General features: G+C 68.7%; 11 protein-coding genes. 5 read left to right on the top strand and 6 right to left on the bottom strand.

The genetic code is table 11. From position 1 onward, the window contains the following. Positions 1 to 40: 40 nt before the first annotated feature. The 3 genes from H6717_12750 to H6717_12740 form a co-directional block, all read right to left on the bottom strand. On the bottom strand, positions 41 to 970 hold the full coding sequence (locus H6717_12750) for a hypothetical protein (GenBank protein MCB9577883.1): 930 nt from the start codon (positions 968 to 970) through the stop codon (positions 41 to 43). A 101-nt stretch (positions 971 to 1071) separates the two neighbouring features. Next, complete coding sequence (locus H6717_12745; GenBank protein ID MCB9577882.1) at positions 1072 to 1935, bottom strand: AAA family ATPase; 864 nt, start codon at positions 1933 to 1935, stop codon at positions 1072 to 1074. A 104-nt stretch (positions 1936 to 2039) separates the two neighbouring features. Then, complete coding sequence (locus H6717_12740; GenBank protein ID MCB9577881.1) at positions 2040 to 3368, bottom strand: DUF4350 domain-containing protein; 1329 nt, start codon at positions 3366 to 3368, stop codon at positions 2040 to 2042. Positions 3369 to 3606: 238 nt separating this feature from the next. On the opposite strand from H6717_12740, the gene H6717_12735 reads away from it, so the two are divergent. From H6717_12735 to mutS, 4 genes are all read left to right on the top strand, one after another. Next, the gene (locus H6717_12735; protein ID MCB9577880.1) at positions 3607 to 3780 is read left to right on the top strand and encodes a hypothetical protein; all 174 of its coding nucleotides are present in this window, start codon (positions 3607 to 3609) and stop codon (positions 3778 to 3780) included. Positions 3781 to 3854: 74 nt separating this feature from the next. Next, positions 3855 to 5507, top strand: coding sequence for a hypothetical protein (locus tag H6717_12730; protein MCB9577879.1), 1653 nt, complete (start codon positions 3855 to 3857; stop codon positions 5505 to 5507). Then, positions 5504 to 8485, top strand: coding sequence for a hypothetical protein (locus H6717_12725; GenBank protein MCB9577878.1), 2982 nt, complete (start codon positions 5504 to 5506; stop codon positions 8483 to 8485). Before H6717_12730 ends, H6717_12725 begins: the two co-directional genes overlap by 4 nt. A gap of 11 nt (positions 8486 to 8496) precedes the next feature. Beyond that, positions 8497 to 11052: a DNA mismatch repair protein MutS gene (gene mutS / locus H6717_12720; GenBank protein ID MCB9577877.1), complete on the top strand. Its 2556-nt coding sequence runs from the start codon at positions 8497 to 8499 to the stop codon at positions 11050 to 11052. A 10-nt stretch (positions 11053 to 11062) separates the two neighbouring features. Here mutS and hrpB read toward each other — a convergent pair whose 3' ends face one another. Continuing rightward, complete coding sequence (hrpB, locus tag H6717_12715) at positions 11063 to 13660, bottom strand: ATP-dependent helicase HrpB (protein ID MCB9577876.1); 2598 nt, start codon at positions 13658 to 13660, stop codon at positions 11063 to 11065. Between hrpB and H6717_12710 the strand changes: the two genes are divergently transcribed. Then, positions 13659 to 14312, top strand: a complete 654-nt coding sequence (locus H6717_12710; GenBank protein ID MCB9577875.1) for an HAD family hydrolase — start codon at positions 13659 to 13661, stop codon at positions 14310 to 14312. The genes hrpB and H6717_12710 overlap by 2 nt on opposite strands. A 74-nt stretch (positions 14313 to 14386) precedes the next feature. Here the strand turns inward: H6717_12710 and H6717_12705 are convergent, their stop codons facing one another. Together H6717_12705 and polA are read right to left on the bottom strand one after the other, a co-directional pair. Further along, positions 14387 to 15100 carry a glycosyltransferase gene (locus tag H6717_12705; GenBank protein MCB9577874.1) on the bottom strand — a complete coding sequence of 238 codons (714 nt, stop codon included), beginning with the start codon at positions 15098 to 15100 and terminating at the stop codon, positions 14387 to 14389. Positions 15101 to 15139: 39 nt separating this feature from the next. Continuing rightward, on the bottom strand, positions 15140 to 17857 hold the full coding sequence (gene polA / locus H6717_12700; GenBank protein MCB9577873.1) for a DNA polymerase I: 2718 nt from the start codon (positions 17855 to 17857) through the stop codon (positions 15140 to 15142). Positions 17858 to 17943: the final 86 nt, after the last annotated feature.

Genomic DNA, 17943 nt, shown 5'->3' with positions numbered 1-17943 from the left:
ACGCGGGAGTGGGGTGTCGGTCCGCTTCTGAGGTCGCGATTCAGGACGCGGGAGTGGCGCTCGCCTTTTGCTCCACCGCGTTCTTCAGTTCTTCGTAGGCCTTGTCGTACTCGGCCTTCAGGGCCGCGGTGCGGTCGTCCGTCTCTTTCAGCACGTGCTCCGCTTGGGAGAGCTCGGAGTCGATGCGCCCCTTGGCGGCCTCCGCGGCCTCCCGTCGCTTGGTGGCGGCCTTCTTGTCGGCATCGCTGCGGCCGGCGTCCGCTTCTACCGCCTTCGCTTCCTCGATGCTGCGCTCGAGGGTGCTCTTCACGTTCTGGCCTTCGTCGTACAAACGCTTCAGGTCCACCTTGGTCTGCACCACGCCGACGTTCGCCAAGTAGCTCGCGAAGGTGAGATCGTCGGCCTGCTTCTCGAGCTTGTCCTTGTTGGCCTTGCCCAGGGCCTCGCCGTTGTCCTCGATGATGCGATGGGCCTCGCTGTGCTCTCGCAGGCGATCTTCCAGCTGCTTTTCTACGGACTTTTCCAGGGCGTGGGAGGCGGAGCCGTACACCCCGTCGGTCGATTGGCAGCCCTTCTGCTTGGCCGCGTAGGAGGCCGCGCCCGCGACCTTCTTGCTGATCTCGTCCTTCTCGTCGTCGAAGAAGTCCTCCACGATCTGATTTTCGCGCACCTGTTTCACGTAATCGGCGCTCTTGCCGGCGGAGTCCGCCGCGGCATACACCTCACCGACCTTCTTCCAGTCGGTCTTGTCGAGCTCCGCCGGATACGTGGAGAAGGCCGCGAACAGCTGACGCGCCTGGGTCTCCTGGGACGAGAGCCGGCCCCGGGTGGAGGCCAGCGCGTCGGGGTAGGTCGCGGCGTAGCCGACTTCCCCGCTGGAGGAGGCGACGACGGGCTCGACCTTGGGTTGAGAGCAGGCGAGGGGTGCGAACGACAGGACCAGCGCGACCAGCAGTGAGGAAACTCTCATTGTGACGAGTAGAGTAGAGCGGCTTCGCGCAGGTCAAGCCACCCCGCCGATCCCTGCATTTTCAACAGTATGGAGAACGTTGCAGCAGCGCGACGAGCGGCTCAGACGGGCCGCGGCGCGCGGCGATAGCTGACCTTGCTGACGGCTTCCTCCACCACGGCGCCACGGGCGCGGGGGTCGCCTTCGAGCTCCGGCACCAAGATGAGTCGGTGCGCCAGCACGGGCACGGCCACGGCTCGCACGTCGTCCGGCGTGACGAACGGGCGCCCCCCGAGGACGGCGCTGGCCTTGGCCGCGCGCAGCAGGCTGAGGGACGCTCGGGGCGAGGCGCCGAGCACCACGCGGGGGTGAACGCGGGTGAAGCCCGTCAGGGCCACGGCATATTCGTAGATGTCGTCTTCCACGTGGACACGAGCGGCGATGGACTGCAGCTGCAGGGCATCCGACGCCGACAGCACGGCGGTGGGCTCCGGCGCGACGACACCGTGGGCTCGCAGCATGGCCACCTCGTCCCGACTGTTGGGGTAGCCCATGCTCACGCGCACCAAGAAGCGGTCGATCTGCGCTTCCGGGAGCGGATAGGTGCCCTCCAAGTCCACTGGGTTCTGGGTGGCGAGCACGAAGAACGGATCCGGCAGCTCGAAGCGGTCCCCTTCGATGGTCACCTGCCGTTCCTGCATGGCCTCGAGCAGCGCGGACTGCGTCTTGGCGGGCGCGCGGTTGATCTCGTCCGCCAGCACCACGTTGGCGAAGATGGGACCGGCACGCAGTGAGAAGCTGCCCTCCTTGGGGGACAGCACGTAGGTGCCGGTGATGTCCGCCGGCAGCAGATCGGGAGTGAACTGGATGCGCCGCACGCTGCAGCCGAGGGTGGTCGCGAAGGCCTTCACCAGCGTGGTCTTGGCCACGCCGGGGACGCCTTCGAGCAGCACGTGCCCCCGCGCCAGGAGCGCTACCAGCATCATCTCCACCGGGGCGGCGTCGCCAATGTAGACGCGCGTGACCTGCTTTTGCACTTCCGCCAGGCGCTCGCGTGCCGCTTCGATCTCGTTCACTTCGAGGGCGTGGGTCACGTGGCTCTCCCGAGTCCTTCGTCCAGCTCCGAGAGCAGACGCAGGACTTCGTCGCGCTTGTGTCGCACCGCGCTCTTGCTCACTCGAATCGGCTGACCTGCCAACACTGCCCGTTCCACGGTGCTCATCTCGGAGAGAAGACGCTTCAATTGCACGGACGATGGCTGACTCAGCGCGTTTTGTCGATGTATCTCTTCCAGGATCCGCTCCGCGGAGGCGCCCGGAGGCAAGGCCAGGCGATGGACCAGGCCTTCCTCGAGGGCGCTCTTCAGCTCCAACACCGTCAGCGCGCGATGAGTGGACGGCGCTCCCAACACCGCCGCACGCCCGGCCACGCCACCTTGGCCCACGAGCGGTTGCCCCGTGGCATAGCGGGGCGAAGCCCGGCGGTAGGTGCGCGTCGCCGTGAGCAGTGTCCACGCCACGCCGCCGATGCCGGCGAGGGCAGCCAGGAGCACGGCCAACAGCTCCGGCAGGCCGTCCTCGTGGATCTGGTCGACGGCTTCCGACAGGCCGCTCAGGTGCTCCAGCAATTCCGCCTGAAACCCCTTCGCGCCTCCGAAGGTGCCCCGCTGCCGAAAGCGGCCGCTGACCAGGTACAGCTTTCCTCCGCGTTTGCCCCAGGTGTCCTCCTCCACCAGGTAGCTCACCAGGCCATCGGCGAAGGCGCGATTGCCGGGGTAGCGCATCATCAGGTTGATGACCACGCTCGGGTCCCCCATGGCGAACAGCCGACCCTTGCCCGCAATCACGCCGGTGACGGCCAAGGTCGCGTTGGGCTCGCCCACGGCGGGGATGTCCAGCACCGGCGTGAGGTTCGGATGCGTCAGCGCGCTCGCGTGATTGGTGACGAGGAGCGCCACGTCCGCGACCACGGGATGGCGCCCTTCCTCGTGACCCGCGACCTGCTGCACGCTCGGCACTGCGATCGCGTAGCTGGCGTTGTTTCTCAGGGAGCGAGCCGGGTGCAGCGGCGCGGGGATGCGATGGATCTGAAATCGCTCCAGGAACGCGCCGCCCTTGCCGAAGTCGTCGAGGAGCGCGAGGCGACCGCCGGCGCGCATGAAAGCGCTGGCCTCGTCGTAGTCGACGTCGACCTCTGGATGCAGGATGACGATGCCGTCCGCGGGGGTGACCTTGTCCCAGTCCAGAGTGGCGACGATCTCCACGCGGGGCGCTCCGAGCCGCGCTCGCGCTACGGACAGGAACTCACTTTCGCCCTCCCAGCCGGTGTCGCTGTACTCGAAGGCACCTGCCCACGCAGGGCGCCCCGCGAAAAGCAGTGCCAGCATGCCGAGCACGGCGGCCAGGACGCGAAGCCGCATAGGAGCGCGGAAGCTACCACGGCTGACGAACGCCGCCCGTCTCATGCCGATTGTGTGCCAAATCACTGTAGGGGGTTGCGTTTGCTGCCGTTAACTGGAATGAAAACAGGCGTACAAAGACTCCCATTGCCCGACAAATCGGCAAAAATTGCGGGCACAAGCGAACTTGACCGAAACTAGGACGCGACTAAATTTCTGATTGTCGGAATCCAATTCCGGCACAGGAAAGCGAGGCCCCGTGCTACCGCCCTTCATCATCGAGCAGATCCGCCGCCGAGAGGAAGACGAGCGCCGCCAGCACGAGCAGCAACCCCGCCTGGAGCTGCCGGTAGATGCCTTCCCGCCCCGCGCCGAGCGCGAGGACGAGGAAGACGACGCCGAGCGCGGGGTGATCATCCTGGATCTCGGCTGAGCCGGCTCGCGGCCCGGTTCGTCGCGGGACAGGCGTCGCACGGCGGCGCAACCTGTACTAGGCTCCGCGCCCCGATGAAGGGCTTTCTTCCCACCCTCGCCTTGGCCAGCGCGGTGCTGTCCGGGTGTGTCGACCCCGGCGCCGGAGTGGAGCCGCCGCTCAATCGCATCTACTTCCCGGTGGGGCTCGCCATCTCTCCTGGCGCCACCCGTTTGTACGTCGCCAACAGCGATTTCGACCTGCAGTTCAACGCGGGGTCCCTGCAAGCCATGGACCTCCAGCGCATCCGCGAGCTGCTGCCGAAGTACTGTACGGGTGATTCGGAGTGCGACACGAGCGAGCGCTGCGATCTCACTGCTTCGGACGCCAACGGCGGGATCCCATCGCACTGGTGTGTGGCTCGTGAAGGAGAGCGCGCCGGCAAGCCGTGTGGTGCGCTCTCGGAGAAGAGCTTGGCCAGCCGCGTGATTGCACCCGGTCGGTGCAGCTACGTGGACCCACAGAATCCTCCCGGCGGCGGCAAGTCGCTGGTGGTGGGGTCGGTGGGGATCGGTGCCTTCGCCACGGACGTGCTGTACCGCGCCCGTCCCACCGGACCCGGCGGGCGGCTGTTCATCCCCGTGCGCGGCGATTCCACGCTCCACTACATCGACGTGAAGAACGACACGGACGAATCCGGGGTGCCCTTCGAGCTCGAGTGCGGCCAGGGAGGCAACGACGGTCGCTGCGACGACCAGCACCGGCGGGGCGATGATCCGGAGGAAGAGAACACCCGTGGCCTGCGGTTGGCGGCGGAACCCTTCGGCATTGCGGCCACGGACGATGGTGAAGCCATCGTCCTCACCCATCAGACCGAGGGTATCGCGTCGCTCTTCGTCAACGACGCGGAGGCATGGGGGGACGGCGTCACGAACTTCGGCGTGGGCCCCAAGCTGGAGTTCGCCGTCGGCGGCTTGCCCGCGCGGCCGATCGGCGTGGCGGCGCTCCCGGAACCCGGCATCGTCAAGGAGAAGAACCTGGCGTACCAACCCGGCTTCCTCGTCACCTTCCGCGACTCCGCGGAAGTTCGCCTGCTTCGCTACTACAGCGACCAAGCGTCCCAGCCGCCGCGGCCCTTCCTGCAGCAGGCCGGCGCGGTGGCCATCACCGCCAACTCCCTCGGCTACGACTCCCGTGGCATCGCCATCGACAGCTCCAAGCGCGCGGCCTGCGAGGCAGGGTGCCCCCTTGGCGGGGACGCTCGCGAGACCTGCCTGAACGACTGCGCTGCGGTGCCGGCGGGCGTGTACATCGCGAACCGCACCCCCGCGACCTTGCTGGTGGGGGAGACGCGGCCCAACGCCAGCGCCACTTCGAGCGACGATCTGCCGCACTTCAAGACGTCCGTGCCCATCAGCTTCGGCCCATCGCGGGTGGTGGTCGCCAACGTCATCGACAAGAACGGCACCCTCGCCCCGCGCGTGTTCGTCGTGTGCTTCGACTCCCGCAGCATCTTCGTGTTCACGCCGGAGGGTCAGTACGAGTCCAAGATCGAAACCGGCCGCGGTCCCCACGCTTTTGCGGTGGATTCGGGCGGGGAGGGGACAGACATCCGAGCGCTCGGTTTCGTGGGGCATTTCACGGACTCCTACATCGGAGTGATCGACTTGGATCAGCGCCACAAGAGCACCTACGGCACCATCTTGATGACCCTGGGTCGGCCCGTCGCACCGAGGGCTTCCAAGTGACCGCTCGACCGTGGGGCGCCTTGCTCCTTCTCCTCGCTACGTCGGCCTGCACCCAGACCCCGGTCTCGCTACCGCTTCGCTCCCTCGAGCGCAGCGGCGAGGTCAGCTTCGTGTGTGCCGCGCGGGACGATCAGGGACGCGGTGAGGGCTACGACCTCGACAGCTGTCCGGACTTCGACAGCACGGAGAACGCGCGACACCTGTTCGCCTTGGTGACGCAGACGCTGCGAGGCGAAGTCGCGGTCATCGATCTGTCCGCCGGAAGCGTCGTCGATCTGGACAAGTCCACCCCCGGATTCAACTTCCTGCCGGTGGGCGACTCCCCGGGGGACATCGTGTCCACGCCGGGTGGGCAGGCGAGCTTCGTGGGCGTCGAGGCGCCGGGCAAGGAGGGCATCTTCGTGTTGCCCACGTCCTGTGCTCGACCGCCCATGCGTGACATCACCTCCTGGCCCGCGTGCTCCTTGCCGTCGCGGCCCGGAGAGATGGCCATCGTGATCGATCCCGCGGGCGCCGACGACGGAGATCCATCCACGCCTCAGCCGGTTCGCGCCACCTGCGACTCGGAGTACAGCACCGACGTCGCGACCGTCGGCACCGCGCTCTCGGCGGCCCGCGAAGACTGTCCCATCGACTTCGCCAAAGAGACGTCGCCTCCCGGGCGGCGCAAGCTGGTGGTGGAGATGCCGGACCTGGGTGGCATCGCCATCTTCGACGCTCAGGGCCTCGCAGATCGCGAGCCGGGTTCGTTCCAACCCTGTGATCAGAACCTGGAACGCTGGATCCCTCTCGATACCTCGCTCCCCGCCGGGGACGTGAAGCAGCAGGTGCCTGCGGATCTGCAGTCGAGCTGCGTGCCTCAGGAGATCAACTACGGTCCCAAGCCGGATGTCTTCCTGTCTCGGCCGAGCGGCATCGACATCTCCGACGGCCGCATGTTCGTGGCAGATCTCGGAGCGCCCTTGGTGCACGTGTTGGATGTCGCTGATCCCTGCGCTCCCGCCGAACAGCCGCCGCTCTTGCCCGTCGCGTTCGAGGCCCGTGGTCGCACCGTGACCACGCGCAAGGTCGCGGTCAGTCCGCTCACCACCCAAGGGCAGCGCTTCGCCTACGCCATCGACGACTTCGACGGCAGCGTCATGATCTTCGACGCCACCGAAGGCGCGTCGAATCGTACGCCCATCGTGCGCCCGGGAGCGCCGCTCTTGCCCTTCGAGCCGGCGGATCGCATCGCGTTCTCCTCGCCGGCGCGGGACATCACCTTCGCGCTCCGAGACTCGCCGGTGGTGGACCCCCAGACGGGCGTCGCTGCGGTGGGCACCTTCTGCGATCCACGACCGAGCGCCAACGGCTCCGTGGCAGCGGAGTATCGGACCTCTTCGACCTACACCTCCGGCGCGGGTCCCCGAAACCTGCGCGGCGTGTTCGGCTTCGTGGCGCTGGCCAGCGGGCAGGTCGCGGTGGTCGACGTCGAGGATTGGGACGCCGCCTGTCGCCGGCCCGTGGCGACCAACCCCGACGGCACGGAAGACTTCCGCGGCTGTTCGAACGACCCCGTCGACGTTCCGTACTTCACCGAAGACGGCACCGAGGACGCGCTCCGGACGGTGAGCGGGGAGGCCAGCTGCCGCGTGGTGGAGCAGCACCGCGCTCGCTCCGGCACCTACGTGCTGACCAGCCCGGATACCGGGGCGCGGGCACCGTCGATCCGCTCGTTCCCGCGGCTGTCTGCGCCCGAGGGCGGAAACCTGCCGTCGGATCAGTCGGAAGACGGACTGCAGAACCCGAAGCTCTTGGCCGTGGACTACGTGTCCCCGAGCGGCGGGACCACGCCGGCAGAGGCGTACATCTCGAGCTCCTTGTATCGACACGGCGCCGAGGGCAATTCGAACCTCGAGACCGACCCCAGCCTCGCCACCCAGGCCACCCTCGCGCTGATGCAGCGAGAGCCTCGCGCCTTTGCGGACGAGGAGACCTCGATCACCTACGAGGGCACGCTCACACCGGAGCGCCCGGCGGGCTTCCTCGACATCACTCCGGCGGGGCAGCCGAACGTGCTGACCGACGGTGACGGCAGTTTCTGCAATCGCGGCGTGGAGGACCAAGCGCTCGCCCAGGAGACCGGCGAGAAGCTCGGTTTGACCGGCGGGGAGCTCACCACCTTCAGCCGGGAGCACGCGGATTACGCCCAGCTCACCAGCGATCTCCGAGGCAAGGACGACAGCTACTGGACCAGTGGCGGCGGGTCCACCTGCGGTGGCCAGACCGGCAAGGCTTCATACTTCGCTTGTCGTGACCTGTTCGGCACTGCCGACAAGCCCACGGAGCTCCGCGACCTGCGCATCGTCGAGGCCTACCAAGATCATCTGGTGGTGGAGCCGAGGGGGAACCCCGCGGCCCAGGACGTGCTCGACGACATGTACTGCTGTTTCGGCGGCAGCGCGCTGAAGTACAACCTTCGCGCGGGCTCGCAGTGGGTGCTGAAGGGCTCCGTGAGCGGCTTTCGCCACGACGTGACCGCGGACGCGGACCTGCGCTGCATTCGCGATTGCTCCCCGCGCCGGTCGCTGCTTCGGAGCCGTGCCCTGGAGATCTCGAGCTCGACGTGCGCGCCGCCGGCGGACGACACTCTGGGAGAGTGCGCCATTGGTCCGGCCACGCCGAAGGACGTCGCCTGCGTGGTCTCGTCCGGTGGTCCCATCGCGCCCACGGACGGCTGCGTGTTCCAGAACCTCAACTACCGTTTCGCGATCTATCGCGGCAATCGGCCGACCGAGCGCGACACCAAGTTCACCTGGCAGACGGCGGGGGGCTTCGCTCCTCTCACGGCGAACCTGGCCGCCCAGAGCGCGGCGGTGTCGCCGCAGTCGATGTCCTTCGTGCCGCAGATCGGACAGCTCGCGGTCGTGGACGGCGCTGCGGAAGGGCTCGTGTTGGTGAGCCTCGATTCGGTGGGCGTCTCGCGGTTGTACTTCTAGGAGTGCCGCCGATGGCGGGGCCGAAGACGCCGGTGATGCAGCAGCACGCTCGCGCGAAGGGGGCCTATCCCGACGCCATCGTGTTCTTCCGGCTGGGCGACTTCTACGAGATGTTCGGCGACGACGCCGTGCTCGCGTCGCGGCTCTTGGATCTGACGCTCACCAGCAGAAACCGAGGCAAGCCCGACGAAGTGCCGATGGCGGGGGTGCCGCACCACGCCGCCCACGGGTACATCGCGAAGCTCTTGGAGCTCGGGCACCAGGTCGCCCTGTGCGAGCAGATGGCCGATCCCTCCAAGGTGAAGGGCATCGTCCCCCGAGAAGTCGTGCGGGTGATCACGCCGGGCCTCATCACCGATGGCTCGCAGCTGAATGCCGCCACCAACAACTGGTTGTTCGCTTTGGAGATCGCCGAGGGTGCCGTCGGGGTGGCGCTCCTGGATCTGTCCACCGGCGAGCTCTTGGCCGCCGAGCTCGCCGACCTGGCCCAGGCCTTGGCGGAGCTGACCCGCGCAGCACCCCGGGAGCTGCTGCTCTTCGGGGCGGACGAAGAAGCACGCCGGGCCATCGCCGCCGCGGCGCCCCGGGTGGCGCTGCGCCAGGGTGAGCCGTTGGACGACGCCGGCGCCGTGCTCGGCGATCTGGACGCCGCGGATCTGCCGCCGACCGCGGTACGAGCCGTCGCCCGGGCCCTCGCCTTCGCGCGGGCGTGCACTCCGGGGGCGGAGCTTCCGGTGCGGCGCATCGCGCGGTTCGATCCGGATGCCGCGATGATCATCGACCCGGTGGCGCAGCGGCACCTGGAGCTGGTCGAGTCTTGGTCAGGGCTTTCGTCGGCCACGCTGCTCGCGGTGGTGGACGCGACGGTGACCAGCGCGGGGGCGCGGCTGCTCCGGCGCCGGCTGCTGTCACCGCTCAAGGACGTCGAGCGCATTCGCCGCCGGCACGATCTCGTCGAGCTGTTCGTGGTGCACGCGCGGCTTCGCACGGAAGTGCGCAAGGCGTTGTCCGACGTCACGGATCTCGAGCGGCTGGGCGTGCGCGCGTCGTTGGGGGAAGCCACGCCGCGGGATCTCGGCCTGCTGCGCGACGGCCTTGGCGCGGCTGCGGAAACGGTCGGGCTGCTGGACGCCGTGGACGACGCGGCCCTGCGCGAAACGCTGGGCATCGCCCAAGCGCTGCCCGACACCGTGGACGACGTTCGAGAGCTCTTGTCCCGCGCCCTGGTCGAGCGGCCGCCCACGCAGGCCAAGGACGGCGCCATCTTCCAGAAGGGCTTCGACGCCGAGCTCGACGAGCTGTCGGAGCTGCAACAAACCGGCGCGGAGCGCATGGTGGCGCTGGAAGCTCGGCTGCGGGACGACACCCAGATCCCGACGCTCAAGGTGCGCTACACGAGGGTGTTCGGCTGGTACGTGGAGGTGAGTCGCTCCCATGCCGGGAAGGCGCCGGCAGAGTGGCGTCGCAAGCAGACCGTGGCCAGCGGCGAGCGCTACACCCTGGACGAGCTCGACGAGCTGTCCGAGCGTATCACCAGCGCGGAGGAGCGCCATCGCGAGCGGGAGCTCGCGCTCTTGGCGGAGCTGGTGCGAGCCGCGGGCCAAGCCCGAAGCCGCATCGCGGAGCTGTCCGCGCGCGTCGCGCGCTGGGACGTCGCCCAGGGCTTGGCGGACGTTGCTCACCGCCACGACTACTCGCGCCCCATGGTGGACGACGCGGAGCGACTCGAGATCCGCGACGGACGCCATCCAGTGGTGGAGCGCTTGGCGGCGGCGGGGCGCTTCGTGCCCAACGACGTGAGCCTGGACGTCGATGGCGTGCGGCTGTGGCTCGTGACGGGACCCAATATGGCCGGCAAGAGCACGTTGCTCCGGCAGGCGGCGCTGACCTGCATCCTGGCGCAGATGGGTAGCTTCGTGCCGGCCAAGTCCGCGCGCGTCGGAGTGGTGGATCGCGTGCTCTCGCGCGTGGGCGCCAGTGACGACGTGGCCCGCGGCGAGAGCACCTTCATGGTGGAGATGCGCGAGACCGCGGAAATCCTGCGCAGCGCCACCCGCCGTTCGCTGGTGATCTTGGACGAAATCGGCCGTGGTACGAGCACCTTCGACGGCCTGGCCATCGCCTGGGCGGTGGCCGAGCACCTGGACGAAGCCGTCGGCTGCCGCGCGCTGTTCGCCACGCACTATCACGAGCTCACGGCGCTGGCGGACGTGAGCGTCCACGCCGAGAACTTCAGCGTCAGCGCGCGGGAGGTGGGTGACGACGTGGTGTTCCTGCACCAACTCGTACCCGGGGCCGCGAGCCGAAGCTATGGCATCGCCGTGGCCAAGCTTGCGGGAGTGCCCGAGTCCGTTCTCGCGCGCGCCCGGGCGGTGCTCGCGAAGCTGGAGCGCGGCGGTGCAGCGCCGTCGTCCAAGCGCAAGGACCAGCTCGACCTGTTCGCGCCCAAGGGACCCGAGGACGCCGCCGGTTCCGAGGTGCTGGAGACGTTGAAGCAGGTCGACGTCGACCGACTCACGCCCCTCGACGCCCTGACCTTGCTCGCCAAGCTGAAGCAGAAGCTCTGACGTCTCGGTCTCAGCGCAGCCGCCCCGGCGCCGGAGGCTTGGCGCTGCGGCCGTCCTCGGGCCAGCTGTGCTTCGGATAGCGGCGGCCGAGCTCGCGCCGCAGCGCCGGATAGTGACGTTCCCAGAAGCCGGCCAGATCGCTGGTGACCTGCACCGCACGGCGATTGGGCGCGAGCAGGTGCAGCGTGACCGGCACGCGCCCCTTGGCGACGCGGGGACCGTCCGCCATGCCGAAGAAATCCTGGAGGCGTGACGCGATCCATGGCGGCTTGCCGGCCTCGTAGTGGACCTCCACGCTGCGCCCACCGAAGAGGGTGACGTGCTCTGGGGCCTGCTCGCGGAGCAGCCGCTGTTGATCGGGCGACAGCTCGTGGAAAAGCGCCAAGGTCGGATCCCCGGCGTCGAGCTCCGCGAGGCTCACCACGCCGGCGCTGGCGGCCTCGAGGGCGTGCTCGATGGGCTTCGGGCCGAGCTCCGGGAAGGCCGCTTCCGGAAGTGCTTCGCCAAGCAGGGCCAGCCGCGCGAGGAAGCCGTCGAGGCCGGCCCGCGCCGCGTATTGACCGGTGCCGCGGGCCAAGGCCGCGCGCAGCACCAAGGCCGATGCCGCGTCGCTCGGGGGAGCCACGGCCCGCGTCTCCTCGAGCACCACGGCACCGTAGGAGAGCCGCGTGACGCGTTCGGCGCGCTCGGCGCTCGCGTTCCACTCCACGGTGTCGAGCTCCTGCAAACGCTCCGAGTCCAAGAGCCACTCGGGCTCCACGGCGCTCGCCAGGCGCACCACGGCGCCGCCTCGGAGCGCCCCGCCTTCCACGTCCACGGCGACCATCAGCTCCGCGTCGTGTACCACGCTGGCTTCGGAGAGCTTGGCGGTGCCGCCGCCGGAGAGCGCAAGGTCGCGGCGTCCAGGACCGAGCCGCTTCGCGACGCGGTCGACGAACGCCGAAAGGATGCAGAGCCGGAGCGCGTCGTCCTCCTCTTCCGAGCCGTGGAGCTCCGGCCCGCGCTCCCGCACCAGGCGGGCGAGCTGTTTGCGGGCGCGCTCCACGGCCCGCACCGCCCCGGCGTCCAACCTCGCGGCACCGATCACGCTGCGCGAGAAGCGCGCCTCGGCGGCTTCCTCGAAGCGATCCACCAGCTCCAGCACGTCCGATGGGCCGCGCGCGCCATCCAGCGCTTGGCCGCCGCCGAAGCTCGTCCGCGCGCCGGAGCGAATGTCCCGCTCCGACAGCAGCGCGGCGACCAGCGCCGCGCGCTTCGCCACGCCGCGTGCTTCGCCCTCCACCAACAGGCGAGAGAGCCGCGGGTGCAGCGGGAAGTCGAGCATGCGTCGTCCTACGTCGGTGACCTTTGCGTCGGTCACGGCGCCCAGATCCGAGAGCAGCGTGCGCGCGGCGCCGAGGGCCGCGGCCGGAGGCGGCGTGAGCCACTCCACCGCGCCGGCATCGCCGACGCCGCTGCCGTGGAGCACCAGCTCGAGCTCCGAAAGATCCGCGCGCTCGATCTCTGGCTTGTCCTGCTCCGGGCGCGCCTGAAAGTCGCCCCGCGTGTACAACCGGATCACGCGCCCTGGCGCCGTTCGGCCAGCACGTCCGGCGCGCTGGATGGCGGAGGCGCGGCTCACCTTCTGGACGCTCAGCTTGGACAGCCCGCTCCAGGGCGAGTGGGTCGCGACGCGCGCGAGCCCGCTGTCCACCACGGCCGTCACCCCGTCGATGGTCACGGAGGATTCCGCGACGTTGGTGCTCAGGATCACCTTGCGCCGCTCGGCCGGCTCCACGGCGCGATTCTGCTCGTCGACGCTTGCGTTCCCGTGCAGCGGCAGCACCAACAGCCGCTCCTTCTCGGCGAGCGCCGAAAGCGCGCTCTGGGCGCGACGGATCTCGCCGGCCCCGGGCAGGAACACCAGCACGTCGCCCCCCGAAACCAGCGCCCGCACGGCGCTCACTACCTGGAGCTCCAAGGGGCGATCGTCGGGCGCGGAGGCGTGCTCGATGGTCACCTCGAAGCTCCGTCCCTGGCTGCGGATCCGCGGACAATCACCCAAAAAGCGCGCGACCGGCTCGCCGTCGAGGGTCGCGCTCATCGCTGCCAGCATCAGATCCGGTCGTGACGTCTTGCGCAGTCGCGCGAGCAAGGCGAGGGAGAGGTCCGTCGCCAGGTTGCGCTCGTGGGCTTCGTCCAGGATCACTGCGCTCACGCCTCGGAGCTCCGGATCCGCGAGCAGGCGCCGCACCAGGACGCCTTCGGTCACGAAGCGCACGCGGGTACGGGCGCTGGAGACGTCCTCGAAGCGCACGCTGTAGCCCACGCTCTCGCCCAGCGTCTCGCCGCGCTCCGCCGCCACGTGCCTTGCCGCGAGCCGCGCCGCCAAGCGCCGGGGTTCGCTGACCAGCACCTCCCCGGAGCCGAGCACGCCAGCATCGAGCAGCGCCGGCGGCACACGCGTGGTCTTGCCCGCTCCGGGCGGCGCCTCGATGACCACCGCTCGATCGCGCGCGAGGGTCCGCACGATCTCGTCGAGCAGTGGATCGATGGGCAGGGACGGCACCGTCGCCGAGATATAGCAAAAGCACCGCGCCGCCAAACCCGCTACCCTCTGCCGGCGCATGCCCCGGGCCGCTCTCTTCGACATGGATCGCACGCTGGTGCGGGTGGACACCGCCACGCTGTACGTGCGCTACCAGCGTGACATCGGTGAGGTCGGCACCCGGGACGTGCTGCGCGTGGGCTGGTGGCTCCTCAAGTACACCTTCGGCGTGATCGACGCGGAAAAGGTCGCGCGCCAAGCGCTCTCGGCCTACCGCGGCAAGCGCGAAGACTGGATGATCGAGCGTTGCGAAGGGTGGTTCTCGGAGTACGTCTTGCCGCACGTGGCGGACGCGGGTCGCCAGGCCGTGCAGCGTCATCGCGACGCCGGCGACGTGCTCGTGATCGTCACCGGCGGCACACCCTATGCCGCGCGCCCGCTGGCTCGGGAGCTCGGTATCGATCACGTGGTGTGCACCGAGCTCATGGTGGACGACGACGGCCGCTTCACCGGTCAGATGGATCCGCCCATGTGTTACGGCGCCGGCAAGATCGAGCGCACCCTGCGCATCGCCGAAGCGCAGGGCTTCTGCCTCGACGACGCCACCTTCTACAGCGACAGCATCACGGATCTGCCGCTCCTCGAGCGCGTGCAGCGCCCGGTCATCGTCAACCCCGACGCGCGGCTCCGACGCTTGGCCCGCCGCCGGGGCTGGCCCATCGAGCGCTGGTAGCTCCGTTTGCGATTGGATGTTGGGACGGCGCGATGCCCGTCGCGGCGCGAGGTTCCGCGCCGGACCAACAAACATCAGCCCCTGATCCGGATGGCCCAGGTGAGCTTGGCGACGCTCTTCAGCACGTTGGGGACGCGCTTGAACAGATTGATCGACGGCGGACGCTTTTCCATCACGCGGATCGGGATCTCCACGACCTCGAGCTTGCGGCGGTAGGCGCGGATCACGAGCTCGGAGGCGAACACGTCCTTTTCCACCAAGCAGGCTTCCACCACCGAGAGCAGCCGGGAGCGACGAAATGCCTTGAGGCCATGGGTGTCCGTGCCGCGGAAGCCGAGCAACGTGCGCAGCATGCCGGTGTACACCACGCTCGCGGCATGGCGAAAGAACGGGCGCTCGTCCTCGGCGCCGCCGATGAGCTTGGAGCCGATGACCATGTCGGCGCGCTCGGCATCCAGGATCTCCACGGCGCGCTGGTGGAAGTCGGTGTCGCACAGATCGATTTCGTCACACAGCACCAGCGTGCCACGGGCGTCGAGAATGCCCTGCCGCAGCGCCTTGCCGTAGTTCGGCTCGCCCACGGATAGCACGCGGATTTCCGGGTACTTGTCGCGCAGCTGGCGTGCGATCTCCACGGTGCGATCGCGGGAACCGTTTTCGGCCAGGATGATCTCGTACTGCCAACCGAGGGGGCTCAAGCGCTCGCGCAGATCCACGACCGCGGCGTGCAGGATGGCTTCCTCGTTGTAGACGGGGATGACGATGGAAATGTGGGGGTCGGTGCTCATGTCGAACGAAGTGGGCGAACCGTAGCCGAAAAGCCGGGCTCAGTGCGCGTCCTTCCAGCTGTCGCCGGCGCCCACGTCCACGACCAGGGGCACGGACAGCGGGTACACGCCTTCCATCGCCTTCTTGACGCGCTTTTTGGCGTCTTCCACCTCGGCCTCGGGGACCTCGAACACCAGCTCGTCGTGCACCGTGAGCACCATGCGGGTGCCGGGCGTCACGGGTTCGGCGACCGCCAGCATCGCGAGCTTGAGCAAGTCCGCGGCCGTGCCCTGGATGGGGGCGTTCATGGCGATGCGCTCCGCCGCGAGGCGACGGGCGCGGTTGCCGCTCTTGATGTCGGGGATCAAACGGCGGCGACCGAGCAGCGTGTGCACGGCATCGCTGGCGCGGGCGCCGCTGAGGGTGTCATCCATGAATTTGCGCACGCCCTGGTAGCGCTCGAAGTAGGCGGCGATGAACTCCGCGGCTTCCTTGCGGGGAATGCCGAGGCTCTTGGCCAAGCCGCTCTCGCCCTGGCCGTAGATGATCCCGAAGTTCACCGCCTTCGCGCGGCGACGATGCTCGGCGGTCACGGCGTCCGGCGAGAGCTGGAAGATCTCCATCGCCGTGCGCGTGTGGATGTCCTGCTCGTTCCGGAACGCGTCGAGCAGGACGGGATCCTCGGAAAGATGCGCGAGCACGCGAAGCTCGATCTGCGAGTAGTCCGCGCTCACTATCAGGTGACCCGGCGGCGCCACGAAGGCGGCGCGGATTTCCCGCCCGAGCTCGCTCCGAATCGGGATGTTCTGCAGGTTGGGATCGGTCGAGCTCAACCGCCCGGTGGCGGCGACGGCCTGTTCCCAGCTGGTGTGGATGCGCCCCGTCTTCTTCTCGACGAGGGCGGGCAGGGCATCGATGTAGGTGCCCTTCAGCTTCGAAAGCTGGCGGATCTCGAGGATGATCTTGGGCAGGGGATGCTCGTCCGCCAGCGCCTCCAGGGTGGCGGCGTCGGTGGAGCGGCTGGTCTTGGTGCGCTTCAGCGGCTTGAGCCCCAGCTCGTCGAAGAGCAGCGTTTCGAGCTGCCGCGGCGAGTTCACGTTGAAGGGCTTGCCGGCAATCTGATGGGCCTCCTGCTCCAGGCGAGCGAGATCCTTTTCTACCTGCTTGCCGAGCTCCGCCAGGCGCTGGGTGTCGACCAGCACTCCCGCGAGCTCCATCTTGGCCAGCACCGCCGAGAGCGGACGTTCGATGTCGTCGAGGATCTTGGCGAGGCCCTCGTCGTCGATGCGTCGCCGCACGTGGTCCGCGAGTCGCAACACGGCATCCGCACGCGCCGCTGCGAAGGCCGTGGCATCGGCGAGATCCACCTCGTCCAGATCGAAGCTCTTGCCGCGCGCGGGTTTGGTCAGCGCTTCCCGCGGTGGCAGGTCGAGGCCCAGGTCGCGCTTGGCCGCGTGATCGAGATCGTGGCGAGTCTCGGGGTCGAGCAAGTAGAGCGCCACTTCGGTGTCCAGCGTGCCGGCGCCGAAGGGCAGCCCGTTCCAGCGCAAGGCCACCTCCAAGGGCTCGAGGCCATGGGCGATCTTTTGGATTTTTTGTTGGGACAGCGCGGAACCGAGCGCGTCGGCGACCTCGGCGACGGACAGCGGCGCGGGCCCCCCCAAGATCCGGAGCGAGAGCGGCACGTAGCTCGCGACCCCCGGCGCGGTGGCGAAGGCGAGGCCCGCCAGCTCGCTCGTCGGCTTCTGGCTCGCGGCCAGGATCGGGCTCACCGCCACGCGGCCGGCGGCTTCGATGCGCGCCGCCAGCTCGGCGAGCTCGGCCTGCGTCACCACCGCACCGTAGTGCTGCTCCACCGGCGCTGGAGGCGGGGAGGGGGCCGCCGGCTTGGGTTCCGGCGCGCTGTCGAGAGCCGACAGCTGGCGCTGGAAGTCGAGCTCCGCGTAGAGCTCTCGCAGGCGCTCGGTATCGCGTCCGCCGTAGCGCAGGGCTTCGAGATCGAAGTCGATGACGCAGTCGTCCTTGAGGGTGACCAGCTTCTGGCTCAGGAAGGCCTGATCCTTGTTCTCCGTCAGGTTCTCCTTGAGCTTCTTCTTCTTGATCTCGTCGACGTGCTCGTACACCCCTTCCAGGCTGCCGTACTCGAGCAACAAGTCGCGCGCCGTCTTGGGCCCGACGTGGGGAACGCCGGGCACGTTGTCGGAGCTGTCGCCCATCAAGGCCAGGAGGTCGCGGAGCTTCGCGACCGGAATGCCGAAGCGTTCTTCCACCTCGGGTGGGCCGAACACCCGGTCCCGCATCGTGTCCCACATCACGACGTCGTCCCCGACGAGCTGCATCAAGTCCTTGTCCGCCGCCAGGATCACGACGCGCAGGCCGTGGCTGCGGGCGTCGCGGACGGCGCTGGCGATCAAGTCGTCGGCTTCCACGCCTTTCTGCTTGAGCACCGGGATGCCAAACGCCTCGACCAGCTCGCCGGCGCGCTTCATCTGGATCTTGAGATCGTCCGGCGCCGGCGGACGGTGGGCTTTGTACTCCGCGTAGAGCTCGCGCCGGAAGGTGTCTCTCCCGGAATCCATGGCTACCGCCAACAGGGCCGGCCGCCGCTCGCGGACCAGCCGTTCCAGCATGGTCACGGTTCCCAACGTTGCGTGGGTGGGCTCGCCGCGGCTGCTGGTGAGCTCCGGGAGGGCGTGATACGCGCGGAGGATGTAGCCGGAGAGGTCCACCAGGTAGAGTACGTCCGGGGCGCCGGCGTCGAAGAGCTTGGAGGCCATCGCGCCCGCTCTACCAGAAAAGTCATGGCGTTCCGCGTGCCCCGGCCTTTGGCTCGTGATCTCGCGGAATTCCCGGCGCCACGAGA

It is taken from the genome of Polyangiaceae bacterium (assembly GCA_020633235.1).
Taxonomy (GTDB): domain Bacteria; phylum Myxococcota_A; class Polyangia; order Polyangiales; family Polyangiaceae; genus JACKEA01.
The sequence above is the reverse complement of the archived record's forward strand: the minus strand, read 5'-3'. Positions and strand labels throughout refer to the sequence as shown.

Coding starts and splice junctions, on each gene's coding strand:
- H6717_12705 (MCB9577874.1), bottom strand. CDS start 15,100: ATGAGCACCGACCCCCACATTTCCATCGTCATCCCCGTCTACAACGAG.
- H6717_12750 (MCB9577883.1), bottom strand. CDS start 970: ATGAGAGTTTCCTCACTGCTGGTCGCGCTGGTCCTGTCGTTCGCACCC.
- polA (MCB9577873.1), bottom strand. CDS start 17,857: ATGGCCTCCAAGCTCTTCGACGCCGGCGCCCCGGACGTACTCTACCTG.
- H6717_12710 (MCB9577875.1), top strand. CDS start 13,659: ATGCCCCGGGCCGCTCTCTTCGACATGGATCGCACGCTGGTGCGGGTG.
- mutS (MCB9577877.1), top strand. CDS start 8,497: ATGGCGGGGCCGAAGACGCCGGTGATGCAGCAGCACGCTCGCGCGAAG.
- H6717_12740 (MCB9577881.1), bottom strand. CDS start 3,368: ATGCGGCTTCGCGTCCTGGCCGCCGTGCTCGGCATGCTGGCACTGCTT.
- H6717_12745 (MCB9577882.1), bottom strand. CDS start 1,935: ATGATGCTGGTAGCGCTCCTGGCGCGGGGGCACGTGCTGCTCGAAGGC.
- hrpB (MCB9577876.1), bottom strand. CDS start 13,660: ATGCGCCGGCAGAGGGTAGCGGGTTTGGCGGCGCGGTGCTTTTGCTAT.
- H6717_12730 (MCB9577879.1), top strand. CDS start 3,855: ATGAAGGGCTTTCTTCCCACCCTCGCCTTGGCCAGCGCGGTGCTGTCC.